Origin of the sequence: Corynebacterium lizhenjunii (assembly GCF_011038655.2) — a bacterium.
GTDB lineage: Bacteria > Actinomycetota > Actinomycetes > Mycobacteriales > Mycobacteriaceae > Corynebacterium > Corynebacterium lizhenjunii.
The window spans coordinates 388407-401705 of the sequence record NZ_CP064954.1; the positions used below are offsets into that span (position 1 = coordinate 388407).

The window sequence follows — 13299 nt, forward strand, 5'->3', positions numbered from 1 at the left end:
CAAAGCCTTCTACTTGGACAAAGAGACAAAACGAATTGCTGGCGAGTCTACCCGCTCGTCTTGCAAAGTCAGCACTAATTCGGAGTTTTTATCCATGCGCAGGTCAAAGGTGTTGTCTGCGCGCAGCAGGCGTTCGAGCTGATTGTGGGCCCACAGGGACTCATGCGCACAGTCTTCGCGAGGCGCAGCAAAGTCAATGCTGCTAATGCGCAGCGTGTTTGCGGTGTCTACCGCGGCTGGCTGGCCGTCGTGGGTGTAGTCTGCGCGCCCGCGAAATTGCGCGCAGCCAGTGGTTCCCACCAGCCCCGCGGTGCCAAGCGTGAGGGAAGGCGCCGGGTTGACTGTATCTGGGATTGTGCTAGGGGAGTCCGGGGAGGTATAGATCCCCACCACCTGCCAGGAGCGGTCTTGCACCACTTCGGGGCTGCTGCATGCGGCCAAGGGCAGTGCCAGCGCCAGGGCTCCAGCCAGTCCGCCCACCCGCGCCCGCCGGGGCGCAGTGCCCGCCCGGGTCCGCCGGGGCGCAGCGCCCAACCTGGCACGCCCGGCCACAGCACCCGCCCGCGCCCGCGCGGTCATTGCGCCTGCCTGTCTGCCCCGGCGGTGCTCAAACACTCCAGGAAGGTTGATGCCCACAGATCCACGTCATGGGCCATCACATGCTCGTGCATGGCGCGCATGCGTTGCGCCAAGACGTCTGGTTGTTGCTTGAGCCCCACCACGGCGTCGCGTAGCGCCTTCTTCATCGACTCGATGTCGAAGGGGTTGCATTGATAGGCCTGGGTCAGCTCGGCGGCGGCACCGGCGAACTCGGAGAGTACTAGCGCCCCGGAGTTATCCCCGTGGCAGGCAACATACTCCTTGGCCACCAAGTTCATGCCGTCTTTAAAGGGGGTGACCAGCATGACGTCTGCCATTCGGTAGTAGCGGCGCAGGATGGTCTTATTGACGCTGGTGTGCTGGTAATGCACCACTGGTTGGCCTATACGCCCAAAGCGCCCATTAATCCTTCCTACCGCCTCTTCCACCGTCGAGCGCGTGGTGCGGTAGTGCTCCAAACGCTCCCGCGACGGCGTGGCCAGCTGCACCAGGCACACCTGATCCGGGTCCAACGCGCCGGTTTCTAGCAGTTCCTCAAAGGCGATCAGCCGCTGGTGGATGCCCTTGGTGTAATCCAGCCGGTCGACGCCCAGAATCACGGTGCGCTCTTTGCCCAGTTCTGCGTGTAGGCGCTCTGCCCCGCCCAGGTCTGCGGGTGTGAGGTCCGCCATCGCGGCGGCCGCAATGGAGATGGGGAATGCGCCTATGCCGCTGCGCCGGCCATCGCCCGCACTGACCCACGTGCCGATGCCCCGTGTGCGCACACTACCAGTAACCTCCAGGCCCTGCCTGCGCGCAAGTTCAGCGAAGTTGCGGGCGTTGGACTCCAGCTGGAAACCGATGATGTCCGCGCCCAACAAGCCCCGCACCAACTCGGTGCGCCACGGCAGTTGAGCAAACAAGTCAGGGGAGGGGAAGGGGATGTGTAAAAAGAACCCGATGGTCAAGTCGGGGCGCAGCTGGCGCAAGATACCGGGCAGTAGCTGTAGCTGGTAGTCCTGCACCCACACGGTGGCCCCAGGGGCGGCAACAGCGGCGACCTCATTGGCAAAGCGCAGGTTAACTTCCCGGTATGCCTGCCACCAGTCGCGGCTATAGATCGGAGTGACAATCAGATCGTGGTACAGCGGCCACAACGTTGCATTAGAAAAGCCTTCATAAAAGCCCTCAAAATCCGCCTGAGTGAGCTTGACGGGGTGCAACAACACGCCGCCTTCGGTACGGAAGGGCTCCGGGGCGTCCCCCACTACCCCAGGCCAGCCCACCCAACAGCCCTGGTGCTTTTCTAGCACCGGAGTCAGGGCACTGACCAATCCACCCGGGGAAGGCGCCCAGGTGCGGGTGCCATCCGGGGCAGTGTGCGTATCCACCGGCAGCCGGTTGGCCACCACCACAAAGCTGTTGTCGCTCATGGGGCGCCCCTTAGGCCTTCTTAGTGGCTTTCTTCGTAGCCTTGGTGGACTTCTTGGTGGCCTTCGTAGACTTCTTTGTAGCTTTCTTGGTGGCCTTCTTCGTTGCCTTTTTAGTGGCCTTCTTAGAAGCCTTCTTCGAGGCCTTCTTGCTAGACTTCTTCGGCGCTAGCTCTTCTTGCTCCGCCAGAACTTTCTTGTGTACCAGGCCTGCAGGCTCCACGCCCAGCATGGACATCAGCGTCACGCCGTCAAGGAAGTCCTGCGCATATGTGGCCACAATTCGCCGCGCCGCCTGGGCGGTCTCTTCCTCCAGGACATGCGCATTATCCGCATTAGGCTGAATATCAGTGACCTTTGGTGGCACGGAGGGCTCCTTTAAGCTCGAACTAGGAAATATGAAGCGTCAAGCGTCCAATTCTACGCTATTATCCCTGCCTAGGGCTAACTCCGGGATCATCTGGGGAGGACGAGCCCTCCGCCAACGGCAGCGAGAGTGCCTCCCATGTATCGGTGACGGGATCCAACTGGTCCAGCACCTCCAAGACCTCTGTGGAATCCCATGCTTCCAGCTGCTCTTTGTAGGCCTCGTCCTGCTTGGAGCGCACGTCCGCACCTGCAAAGGACCCCGTGGGGGTCGCCGCCGCAGGGGTGTTCCGGTCCGGCTGTGGGCCTTGCACCGGTGGCGGCACCGGCCGGGTGAGCTTGGGGGCAAACGGGGATAGCGGAACGCGGGGAATCCGTGGCGCCCGTGTGGCCAAGTTGCGGGCCTGTTGGAAGGAAAACCGGCCCAAGCGCTTAAAGGCAGAGTACGGCCGGAAGTGCTGCGGGCGGCGCAGTCGGCGTGCACCGCGCTCGCCTAAGACCACCCCGGCCGCCACCGCGCCGGCAATAGCCAATGCCGTAGCCAGGTTGCTAAACCCGGTGATGATTTGCTCGTTAATAGTGGCATACATCCCGCGGTACAACGTCACGCCCGGCAGCATGGGCGTATAGCCAATAATCATGGTGATCAGTGGCGGAATGTAGTACCTGCGGGCCAGCAAACCGCCGGCCAAGCCCACTGCAATAGCCGCAATGCCGCAGGCAATCACCGTACCCACCCCAAAGGGAATGACCACAAAGTAATAAAACACCATGCCAGCAGCCGCTGTCAGCCCGGAGATGATTACTTCCTTCCACGTGGCATAGACCGCATAAGCAAACGCAGCCGAACCAATGGATCCCGTCAAAATCAGCAGCGGAACCTGGTGGTAGACGGGAGGGGCGGTGGTCTCCAGGGGAGGCAGGGGGACTCCGAGGGCATCGGCAAGCTGAATGCCAATGCCCACCCCGCCCACAATGGCACCTGTAGCCATCATGGCCTCGAAGAAGCGCGCGGAAGAAGTCACCGGGGCGCGCGTGATGCCGTCCACCAGACACTGCACCAGTGTCAGGCCCGCCACCAGCACAATAATGCCTGAACCAATAATCTGCGAAGGGATTAGAGTTACGCCCATGTGCGCGGCCACGTTATATAACGCCGCGGCCGGCAACACCGCAATCACCCCGCCCACAATGTTCTGGTAGAACGTGGGCACCCGCAGCCGCGCCAGGTAGGCATTCACACCCATCACTGTCAGTGCGATGAGGAAGGTGACCACCGCTGTCAGCGCCCCGCCGCCCAGCATCACCGAAAATCCCGCGCCCATAACGCCCCAACCCACCAAGGTCGGGCCCACCGAACGCGGCGGCGGCATGCGGTCAATCTCATCCAAAATGCGCTCCGCCAACGCCGGGGGAGTAGAACCGGAATGGATGGAGCGAATCAGCTTATCTACGGCCGAGAGCTTAGAGAAGTTCACGTCTATACCCGGCGCCACCCTAAAGACGTGCAGTGGCCTGCGGTCTGCGCCCGTACCCACGTTGGTGTGGATGGTGATGGTGTTCATCATGATATCCACGTGGCAGTAATGCAGACCGTACGATGCCGCCGCCAAATACACCTGTGCCCGCGCGTCCGCATTGGACGTGCCCGCGCAAATCAGCAGCTCCCCAATGCGCGCCGCAATCTCCATCACGCCGGTGACCTGCGCTGGGTCCGTCAAGTCCACCGGCGCCAGCGGGGAGGGTGGCGGGGCGGCCCGGGCCGTATCAATAGTGGCAATCCGGTGGCGCGAACTCGCAAATACCGCGCTCAACTTATCTTTCCAAGAACCCACTGGTGGTACTTTCTCCACGCCCTTGTGCCTACGCTCTCATGCCAACAAACTCACTCGCTGCGACTCCCGCAGCCTGACTGCAACTCTAGCCATCGCCTGGCCGTGCGCGCACATGGGTGCTCTAGCTTGCCTTAGCTTGCCGATGCCCCCTATCGTCCCTCTGGCATCTGCGCAGCCCGGCGCCGGAGCTTGCCCTGCTGCGCGCTGACGCTTGCGCAGCCGGGCGCTGGGAAGTAGGAAAACTGCGTGACGGTGTTGTAGCATGTGGTGGTTGTGCCCGTGGGCACCGCGCTGGAGTGGCGCAATTGGTAGCGCAACGCACTTGTAATGCGTAGGTTGCGAGTTCAAGTCTCGTCTCCAGCCCCATTCTTAGACCTTGCGATTTTTACTAGCCACGTTATACTGGGATCAACAGTTTGGTTGCCGGTCGCGACCAGGCTGGAAAATGAAAGGCTCCCCAGCCAGGGGCAAACTGACTGAGGAGCCTCGGACCTAGCGGCCCTAGAGGAGTTCCTTTATAAACTCCACTATCGCGGTCGCGAACCGCGTTAACTCGCTCGCCAGCTTCACCTTTGCCGGATCGCTGGGGGCGAGTTTCTTTTTTCGGGCGTTGTCCGAATGTCCGACAGTGGCGACTTAAGTTCGGGTATTGCGTAAATTTTAACCAAATTGCTGGTTTCTCTAGTAGGGTTTGGTGAATGAAGCCTGATGAGAATCGTTGGCACTCGGATGACCGGGGTCTAAGCCTGTTGTCTTTTACGGCAGCAAATCATCGCAGCATTCTTGAGGCGCAAACATTGACGCTGATGAGCGGGCATAATGTGGCGAAAGCTCCCGAAAAGGGCTGGATCTCGGTTATTCATCCGGTTACTGTCCTTATGGGACCGAACGGTGCGGGAAAGAGCAATCTGCTAGACGCGCTGCATTTTGCGCTACATGTGATACGTCTTTCGGCCACATCTTGGCAGTCGATAGGCGCTGGCGCGCCGAAGCCAAATAGGCCTTTTCGGTTGGGGAATGAATCCGGCACTGTCCCCAGTACATATGAGTTTGAATTTGTCTTGGACGGAATGCGTTATGTCTACGGCTTCGAATGGCGCTATGACGGCATGCACCGGGAGTGGTTAAGTAGGGTGCCGGGCTCTCGATGGACTGTGTGCTTTGACCGGTTACGTGGCGAAGTGATTGATTGGAATAAGTCTTTTATGCCTGCATCGGCCGTTAGAGAGCTGGGAAAGGTGATGGACACTGAGCTGGTGATGTCCGTCGCTCTGCGCAGTGAGCATTCAGTCTTGGGTGGGATTGCTCGCGGTCTGGTCAAGGGGTGTGCGTTTATCCCGGTGGGAGAGAGCTCTCAAAGGCATCGTGAGCGCCAGCTGGCAGCGTTGATTCGGTCAGGAGATTTGAATCTCGATGATGTCTCTCAGCTCTTGATTGCTGCGGACACCGGAATTCGTGAGGTGACACTGGAGCATCGTAGGCTCCCGCCCGAAGACTTTGAGCGCTTGCAGAACGTTGCGGCTGCGCTTACTGGGGCATCGGGATCGGGTGACCGGGGGGCAGTGGAAATTGCCAAGGTATCCGATGATGATTTGGCTACTTTGGTCCACACGTTTCAATTCCTTCATGAAGGAGAAGGCGATGCAGAAGACCGCAAGATTTCACTTGGCGATGAGTCCACTGGAACCCGGGCTTGGCTGTCCATAGCGCCCACTGTGCTCAAAACGCTACGGGCTGGTTCAGTACTGATAGCTGACGAACTGGATTCCAGCCTTCATCAGTCGCTGGTCGAAATGCTCATCCGAGCTTTTACTGATGAGGCCACTAATCCGCATGGAGCCCAGCTACTCTTTAGCTCTCATAACACCAATTTTTTGGAGCATTCCCGGGAGCTTGGGATCCGCCCTGGTTGTATTTGGTTTATCGAAAAGCAGCCCAACGGTAGTTCTGACTTGTTTAGCCTTGCAGATTTCCCAAATCACGAGGCAGCGAATTATGAGCGGCGCTATCTCAGTGGGCGCTATGCGGCGTTGCCGCGGGTTTCGCCTTCGATTTTGCGTGGTCTGGTACTCGCTGAAGGTGATGGCGGAGAGGAGGTGAATCGTGGCTAAAGGCGCTAGGGCTGCCGGACCGCGTGCTCGCAGGCTGCGGCAAAGTCGGAGCGAGATCAAAGATAGATATTTGGTCGTCACTGAGGGCTTAGTGACTGAGCCCCGCTACTTTGAAGGGATCCAGCGGCAACTCGAACGCGTGCAGATTGTGGTTGATCCTAAACCTGGGCGGAAGCAGTGGGAATCAAATCCACGAGCCGTGGTGGAGCACTGTGTGGAACGGCGTAATAACGACTTAAAAGATTGTGGAAAGGGGACCAGGGACAAGGACCCATTCCGGGCAGTATTTGCCGTAGTTGACGTTGATCAGTGGGATCTTCCCCCAAAGGGTGGTGGGCCAAGTCAACTACAACAAGCGATTTCGCTTGCGCAAGCGGAAGGCGTGAACCTGATTATCTCGAATTGCAAATTCGAAGTCTGGTTGCTGTACCACGTACGCGAGAAGATTGGGGTTGGGTGTTCGAGCCTGTCTAGTAGTTGTGAGAGTAGTGGGTTGCTCGAGGGCAAGAATTTGTCAAAGTCCTTTCCATTCGGGGACTATAAAGTTGCTTGTCAACGAGCGGATTCGCAGAGCTTATCTGAGTTTGGGAATGTGGGCTCTTACCCCTCAACTGCTATGCCGCGTTTCTTTGACATAGTCGCATAGCCACTCGCTCCTCCACGTCCGTCAGCACCCCTCCCGCCACGCCGAGAGCGAACAATCTTGCACTCACCCCAGGGGAGTGCCAGAATGGACGCTAGCACTCGGCAACCCCCAGTGCTAGAAATTTCCCTCCTTTGGAGTTGAGGTTGGTCCCACACTCGCCAGCCGTGCCGTCGCGGGCGTCTTCGAAGGATAGGCGTTGAGTGTCGTCTACAGACAAATCATTACGCTTTAAGGAGTACTGAAAAGACATGGCAAAGATTATTGCCTTTGACGAGGAAGCGCGTCGCGGCCTGGAGCGCGGTCTGAACACTCTGGCCGATGCCGTGAAGGTCACCCTGGGCCCGAAGGGCCGCAACGTGGTCTTGGAGAAGTCTTGGGGTGCGCCCACCATTACTAATGATGGTGTGTCCATTGCTCGTGAGATTGAGCTGGAGGATCCGTACGAGAAGATTGGCGCAGAGCTGGTCAAGGAAGTTGCCAAGAAGACCGATGATGTCGCTGGTGACGGTACCACCACTGCAACGGTGCTAGCACAGGCGCTGGTCCGTGAGGGCCTGCGCAATGTGGCGGCTGGTTCTAACCCGATGGGCATCAAGCGCGGCATCGAGGCTGCAACTAAGGCTGTGGTGGATGCTCTGCTGGCTTCGGCTAAGGAGGTCGAGACCCAGGAGCAGATCGCTACCACCGCTGGCATTTCTGCAGCGGACCCGGCTATTGGTGCCAAGATTGCAGAGGCCATGTACACCGTTGGTAACGGCTCTGTGAACAAGGATTCCGTTATTACGGTAGAGGAGTCCAATACCTTCGGCGTGGACCTGGAGGTCACGGAGGGTATGCGCTTTGATAAGGGCTACATTTCCGGCTACTTCGCTACGGATATGGAGCGCCAGGAGGCTGTCCTGGAGGATCCGTACATCTTGCTGGTTTCCTCCAAGATTTCCAGCATCAAGGATTTGGTGCCGGTGCTGGAGAAGGTCATGCAGACCGGCAAGCCGCTGCTGATTATTGCAGAAGACGTTGAGGGCGAGGCCCTGTCCACTCTGGTGGTCAACAAGATTCGCGGCACCTTCAAGTCTGTGGCTGTGAGGGCCCCGGGCTTCGGTGACCGCCGCAAGGCTACGCTGCAGGATATGGCTATCCTGACTGGCGGCCAGGTTATCTCTGAAGAGGTTGGCTTGTCGCTGGAGACTGCGGAGCTGGAGTTCTTGGGCCAGGCTCGCAAGGTTGTGGTGACTAAGGATGACACCACTATTGTTCAGGGTGCTGGTGCCCAGGAGCAGATTGACGGCCGCATCAAGCAGATTCGCGCGGAGATTGAGAGCTCGGATTCCGAATATGACCGTGAGAAGCTGCAGGAACGCCTGGCTAAGCTTTCCGGCGGCGTGGCCGTGCTGAAGGTGGGTGCCGCGACGGAGGTTGAGCTCAAGGAGCGCAAGCACCGTATCGAGGACGCTGTGCGCAACGCGAAGGCTGCTGTGGAGGAGGGCATTGTGGCCGGCGGCGGTGTGGCGCTGCTGCAGGCTGCCTCTGCGCTGGATGCTTTGAATGATCTCACTGGTGACGAAGCCACCGGCGTCAAGATTGTCCGCGAGGCGCTGTCTGCTCCGCTGAAGCAGATTGCCCACAATGCTGGCCTGGAGCCGGGCGTGGTGGCTGATAAGGTCGCTTCTTTGGCTCCTGGCGAGGGCCTCAACGCTGCTACCGGCGAGTACGTGGATCTGATGGCCGCGGGTATTAATGATCCGGTTAAGGTCACCCGCTCTGCGCTGCAGAACGCGGCGTCCATCGCTGCGCTGTTCCTGACCACGGAGGCCGTGGTTGCTGATAAGCCGCAGCCGGCTGCAGCTGCTGCCCCTGGTGCTGATGAGATGGGTGGCATGGGCTTCTAGTCTGCCGATGCCCCCTTAAAGGCCCTTCTCTGCCCCTACCGCGCCTTATGCGCGCGTGTGGCAGTCCCAAGGGCCGCACTCAGGCTCCTTCTTGGCCCCAGCGGGCTTGCTCGTCTCCTTCGGGGCCTTGCTAGCTCCCCAGTGTGCCTTTTAGGCCTCTAGGGGAGCTTTTGCCGTGTTTGGGGGCGTGTCGCAACGGCTGGAGCGCGCAGGCATGGTCTATAAGGCTTGATTCGTTTCGGGTTTCCTGGATTGCGGGCCGTGGATGGTGACAGGGAATGTCGCCTAGATTCCTGCTCAACTCGATGCTGGCGGGCGCCGGTGATTTGAAAACTGCCGCTGCGACAGTTGTTAATTTCTGGGGTTTGGTTCGACTCATGTGGCTCTTGAGGGGGGGGCAAGGGCTGCCGCCGGGCTTCCAATACCCCCGGAATGGGGTAACTGGCGTGTCGTCTGGAGAAAAACTTTTCAAGCATTTTCGCTGCTGTGACCAGTGAACATCGCGCTGTATTTCATGGCCGTTACACAATTGTTGCCATTTTCTCGGCGTTGCCGCTGACCAGCGCGAAAACCGCCAGGTCCAGGGGTTTCTGGCAAAACCCTGCCTGGTTCCGGTGAGTCGGCCTACGCTAGCGACGGTTTGTGAGCTCGCTGTGAGTGTGACGGATTTCCGGCTTGATCTTTGGCGAGCGCATGGCATGATAGTTGTCTGTGACGCCCTGCAGGGTGTCTGCATAACACGCAAACCCCTCGGGCTTTATGCTCGACCTATTCAAGGAGTTCACGTATGGACCTCTCCACCATCCAGATGCACCTGGACAACTTTGCTACCACCTGGGACAACTGGGCTAAGCTGTTCAAGGGTGTTGTCAGCGCCTTCACCAACGTCGACAATGCCGTTAACTTCCTGTCTTCTAAGGGTGACTTCGCTGACAAGGGTGCTGACACCGCTGCTGGCTGGTTCCCGAAGACCGTAGAGGCTGCTAAGAAGTAAGCTATCTCTGGCCCTGGTGTGAAGGCGAAAGGCACCTTCACACTTCTCACTACATCTTCCACTTTAAGGAGTAAAAATGGATAACAACACTGCAGCTGCTGGCTGGGGCAATTTCGTTACCGGTTCTTCCGGCTTCGCTGCTGACCTAGGCCGCATTGCTGACTGGTTCTCCCCGTTCACCTCTATTGCTTCCGCAATCTCCAAGCTGATCGGCCTGATCAACTAGTCTGAACGGCTCAGAAGCTGCTAGACCTCACCTCCGGGTGGGGTCTTTTGCATGTGGGGGAGGGTCGGGGGTTATGGTGGCTGGCTTTGCTGGCCAGGGGGCTAAAATGGGGTTATGGCTGATATTAAAGAAGATGACCTTCCCGAAATTGACCTGGCTAAAACCGAGGGCTACGTCGTTGACGATACGGATGAGGATGATCCGGCGCTGATTATGCCGGATGGCTCGCCCATCAACACGTGGCGGGAAAATTACCCTTATGCGGAGCGTATGACGCGCGATGAGTATGAGGCCACCAAGCGTGCGCTGCAGATTGAGCTACTGAAATGGCAGAACTGGACCAAGGAAACCGGCCAGCGCCACATCATTCTCTTTGAGGGGCGCGACGCTGCCGGTAAGGGCGGTACTATCAAGCGTTTCAATGAGCATCTCAATCCGCGCGGTGCGCGTACTGTGGCACTGGAAAAACCCTCCCCGCGCGAGTCCACCTCCTGGTACTTCCAGCGCTATATTCAGCATTTCCCGGCCGGTGGAGAGATTGTGTTCTTTGACCGCTCCTGGTACAACCGCTCCGGCGTGGAGCGCGTGATGGGCTTTTGTACGGAATCCCAGCACGCGGAGTTCCTGCGCGAGGTCCCCATGCTGGAAAACATGATCCTGGGCTCCGGTATTAGTCTGACCAAGCTGTGGTTCTCTGTGACGCGCAAGGAGCAGCGCACCCGCTTTGCTATCCGGCAGATTGATCCAGTGCGCCAGTGGAAGCTCTCGCCCATGGATTTGGCCTCGCTGGATAAGTGGGACGACTACACCCGTGCTAAGGAAGAGCAGTTCCGCTACACGGATACCGACGAGTCCCCCTGGATCACCATTAAGTCCAACGATAAGAAGCGGGCCCGCATCAACGCCATGCGCTACGTCTTGTCCAAGTTTGAATACACCAACAAGGATTATGACGTGGTGGGGGAGCCGGACGAGAACATCGTTAAGCGCGGTCGGGACCAGATAGGGGACTAGCCGCACACCGCTTTCTGCGCCCTCTTAGCTGCGCGAGCCACGCGCTCGCAGTCTGCTAAGGGGGCGTTTGTTGTGTTCGGGGGCGCTCGGTGCGCTTGTGGTGGTGCCTGTGGGTGGTTTTGTGCTTCTGGGGTGCGCGTGGGGCAGGCTTGAAGCGCGCTCAGGAAGGCGAATAGTAATTAGCTTTATTCGCGGTCCGTCGGTGTCATGTGTTTGAGCCGGGGAGGTGGCGTGGAAAGATTCCCCTTGGCGGTTGCAAATTTTTCAGCTGAATGTGCAGGCAGGCGGATAGAAAGGTGCGGTGCACGTCGTGTCCTGTTTGATCTGTGAGGGGTATCACGCTAGCATTTCAGGCTAATTAGCATTCGCTAATCCGGTGGCGTTGGTGTGCAGCAGCCGCACCCGCCGCAGGTTCTACTACCGCTACAGGAGACACCATGACTTCAGTAACCGAGCAGTACCGCGCTGCCAGGGACTTCTTACTGGCCCCGGAACGCACCTACGCCGAAGCCTATGAGGGCTTCGACTGGCCGCGTTTTGAACACTTCAATTTCGCGCTGGACTGGTTCGACCACCTGGCCAAAGATCCGGAGGTAAGCCAGCGCAACGCTTTGGTCATTCGCGAAGAGGATGACTCGCGGACTGAGCGAACTTATGGTGACCTCAGCCGTGCGTCTAACCAGGTGGCTAATTGGCTGCGCGAGCAGGGTGCACAGCGCGGCGACCGTGTCATGTTGATGCTCGATAATCGGGTAGAGCTGTGGGAGGCCATTCTTGGCTGCATGAAGCTAGGGCTAGTGGTGTGTCCAACTACCACCATGCTGGGGCGCTACGAGGTCCAAGACCGTATCGACCGTGCAGAGATTCCCTGGGTGGTGGTGGCCAGTGAGCACGCGGGCACTTTCGCGGAGGTCACCGGAGACTACACGCTGATTTTGGTTGATGATGGCACCCCGGAGGTAGGCGAGCGCACAGTGCTGCGCTTTGCGCACGCGTACGAGGCTGCCGATGAGTTCACCCCGGACCAGCCGACCAAGGCCGATGAGCTCTTCTTGATCTACTTCACCTCCGGGACCACCTCGCTGCCGAAGATGGTGGGCCATACCCACACCACCTACCCGGTAGGGCATTTGTCGTCTACGTACATGACCGGCTGCCGGGAGGGAGACATCTTCCTCAATATCTCCGCGCCGGGCTGGGTGGCGTGGGCGTACTCCTGCTTCTTCTCCGAGTTCATCTCCGGTGGCACGGTGTTCATCTACAACTATCGGCGTTTCGATGCCGCCAAGACCCTCCAGGTGATGGCGGAAGAAGGGGTCACGGTCTTCCAGGCCCCGGCTACGGTCTACCGGATGATGATCCGGGCGGGCCTAGAACTGAACACCAACCCGCCGCGCTCGGCGGTCTCTGGCGGTGAGCCCTTGGATACCTTCATTTTGAAGTCCGTGCGGGAGGCCTGGGGCATTGATGTGCGTGACATCTTTGGTCAGACGGAAAGCACGGTCATCCTGGGCACGCCGCTGGGGATTGAATCGCAGCCGGGAATTACTGGCCGGCCGGTACCGGGCTATGAGGTCAAATTGGTAGACCCTGCCACGGGCGAAGAAGGCGACTTGGGCGAACTGTGTGTCAAGCTCAAGGAGGGCGGCGCGGGCATTACTTCAGGCTATGTCGGGGACCCGGATAAGACGGCGGAGGCGTTCCGGGATGGCTACTACCATGTGGGAGACATCTTCAGCCGCAACGAGGAGGGGCTGTATAGCTACGTAGGCCGCGCGGACGAGGTCTTTAAGTCCTCCGATTATCGCCTTTCGCCCTTTGAGTTGGAGACGGTCTTGATTGAGCACCCGGCGGTTTTGGAGGTGGCTGTAGTGCCCTCACCAGACCCGATCCGCTTGACGGTGCCCAAAGCATATGTGGTGGTGGCGCCGGACCACGAGGCCTCAGCGGAAACCGCAGAGAGCATCCTGCGTTTTGGCAACGAGCGCCTGGCGCCCTATAAGCGTATTCGCCGACTGGAGTTCTCTGAGGGCTTCCCCAAGACCGTCTCCGGCAAGATCCGCCGTGTGGAGTTGCGCAACCGCGAAAGCGAGCTGCGCCCCGCCGGCCAGGACGTGCCCTCGGTTCACGGCGAGTTCACCGAGGATGACTTCCCCGGCCTGCGCCCACAAAAGAAGGGCTAGCCCGAACTGGGCTAGCAGGGCTTGAG

General features: G+C 59.0%; 12 protein-coding genes and 1 tRNA gene. 8 read left to right on the plus strand and 5 right to left on the minus strand.

What is annotated here, in order from left to right; all coding sequences use genetic code 11:
- Window positions 1–9 precede the first annotated feature (9 nt).
- The 4 genes from G7Y31_RS01840 to thrE form a co-directional block, all read right to left on the minus strand.
- Complete coding sequence (locus G7Y31_RS01840) at window positions 10–579, minus strand: META domain-containing protein (RefSeq protein ID WP_165008768.1); 570 nt, start codon at window positions 577–579, stop codon at window positions 10–12.
- Window positions 576–2012 carry an alpha,alpha-trehalose-phosphate synthase (UDP-forming) gene (locus G7Y31_RS01845; protein ID WP_165008766.1) on the minus strand — a complete coding sequence of 479 codons (1437 nt, stop codon included), beginning with the start codon at window positions 2010–2012 and terminating at the stop codon, window positions 576–578. The genes G7Y31_RS01840 and G7Y31_RS01845 overlap by 4 nt, the downstream gene beginning before the upstream one ends.
- 10 nt (window positions 2013–2022) lie before the next feature.
- A complete protein-coding gene (locus G7Y31_RS01850) occupies window positions 2023–2376 on the minus strand; it encodes a hypothetical protein (protein WP_165008764.1) in 354 nt (117 codons plus the stop codon).
- A 61-nt stretch (window positions 2377–2437) separates the two neighbouring features.
- Window positions 2438–4210 (minus strand): threonine/serine exporter ThrE, encoded by a 1773-nt coding sequence (gene thrE, locus G7Y31_RS01855; RefSeq protein ID WP_244977456.1) that lies wholly within the window; start codon window positions 4208–4210, stop codon window positions 2438–2440.
- Between the two features lie 290 nt (window positions 4211–4500).
- Between thrE and G7Y31_RS01860 the strand changes: the two genes are divergently transcribed.
- The 3 genes from G7Y31_RS01860 (at window position 4501) to G7Y31_RS12050 (ending at window position 6967) form a co-directional block, all read left to right on the plus strand.
- Window positions 4501–4576, plus strand: a tRNA-Thr gene (locus G7Y31_RS01860).
- 332 nt (window positions 4577–4908) lie between these two features.
- On the plus strand, window positions 4909–6321 hold the full coding sequence (locus G7Y31_RS01865) for an AAA family ATPase (protein WP_165008762.1): 1413 nt from the start codon (window positions 4909–4911) through the stop codon (window positions 6319–6321).
- Window positions 6314–6967 (plus strand): RloB family protein, encoded by a 654-nt coding sequence (locus tag G7Y31_RS12050; RefSeq protein ID WP_425321648.1) that lies wholly within the window; start codon window positions 6314–6316, stop codon window positions 6965–6967. Before G7Y31_RS01865 ends, G7Y31_RS12050 begins: the two co-directional genes overlap by 8 nt.
- Window positions 6968–7058: 91 nt before the next feature.
- On the opposite strand, the gene G7Y31_RS01875 is transcribed toward G7Y31_RS12050, so the two are convergent.
- Window positions 7059–7217, minus strand: a complete 159-nt coding sequence (locus G7Y31_RS01875; RefSeq protein WP_165008758.1) for a hypothetical protein — start codon at window positions 7215–7217, stop codon at window positions 7059–7061.
- On the opposite strand from G7Y31_RS01875, the gene groL reads away from it, so the two are divergent.
- From groL to G7Y31_RS01900, 5 genes are all read left to right on the plus strand, one after another.
- Entirely contained in the window at window positions 7216–8856 is a 1641-nt protein-coding gene (groL, locus tag G7Y31_RS01880) for a chaperonin GroEL (protein ID WP_165008756.1), read from the plus strand. The two genes, G7Y31_RS01875 and groL, sit on opposite strands and share 2 nt — an antisense overlap.
- A gap of 787 nt (window positions 8857–9643) precedes the next feature.
- On the plus strand, window positions 9644–9850 hold the full coding sequence (locus tag G7Y31_RS01885) for a hypothetical protein (protein ID WP_165008754.1): 207 nt from the start codon (window positions 9644–9646) through the stop codon (window positions 9848–9850).
- Window positions 9851–9926: 76 nt separating this feature from the next.
- The gene (locus G7Y31_RS01890; protein ID WP_165008752.1) at window positions 9927–10076 is read left to right on the plus strand and encodes a hypothetical protein; all 150 of its coding nucleotides are present in this window, start codon (window positions 9927–9929) and stop codon (window positions 10074–10076) included.
- Between the two features lie 114 nt (window positions 10077–10190).
- Complete coding sequence (gene ppk2, locus G7Y31_RS01895) at window positions 10191–11090, plus strand: polyphosphate kinase 2 (protein ID WP_165008750.1); 900 nt, start codon at window positions 10191–10193, stop codon at window positions 11088–11090.
- 437 nt (window positions 11091–11527) lie between these two features.
- On the plus strand, window positions 11528–13273 hold the full coding sequence (locus G7Y31_RS01900) for an AMP-binding protein (protein ID WP_165008748.1): 1746 nt from the start codon (window positions 11528–11530) through the stop codon (window positions 13271–13273).
- Window positions 13274–13299: the final 26 nt, after the last annotated feature.

Coding starts and splice junctions, on each gene's coding strand:
- G7Y31_RS01840 (WP_165008768.1), bottom strand. CDS start 579: ATGACCGCGCGGGCGCGGGCGGGTGCTGTGGCCGGGCGTGCCAGGTTG.
- G7Y31_RS01845 (WP_165008766.1), bottom strand. CDS start 2,012: ATGAGCGACAACAGCTTTGTGGTGGTGGCCAACCGGCTGCCGGTGGAT.
- G7Y31_RS01865 (WP_165008762.1), top strand. CDS start 4,909: ATGAAGCCTGATGAGAATCGTTGGCACTCGGATGACCGGGGTCTAAGC.
- groL (WP_165008756.1), top strand. CDS start 7,216: ATGGCAAAGATTATTGCCTTTGACGAGGAAGCGCGTCGCGGCCTGGAG.
- G7Y31_RS01875 (WP_165008758.1), bottom strand. CDS start 7,217: ATGTCTTTTCAGTACTCCTTAAAGCGTAATGATTTGTCTGTAGACGAC.
- G7Y31_RS01885 (WP_165008754.1), top strand. CDS start 9,644: ATGGACCTCTCCACCATCCAGATGCACCTGGACAACTTTGCTACCACC.
- G7Y31_RS01890 (WP_165008752.1), top strand. CDS start 9,927: ATGGATAACAACACTGCAGCTGCTGGCTGGGGCAATTTCGTTACCGGT.
- ppk2 (WP_165008750.1), top strand. CDS start 10,191: ATGGCTGATATTAAAGAAGATGACCTTCCCGAAATTGACCTGGCTAAA.
- G7Y31_RS01900 (WP_165008748.1), top strand. CDS start 11,528: ATGACTTCAGTAACCGAGCAGTACCGCGCTGCCAGGGACTTCTTACTG.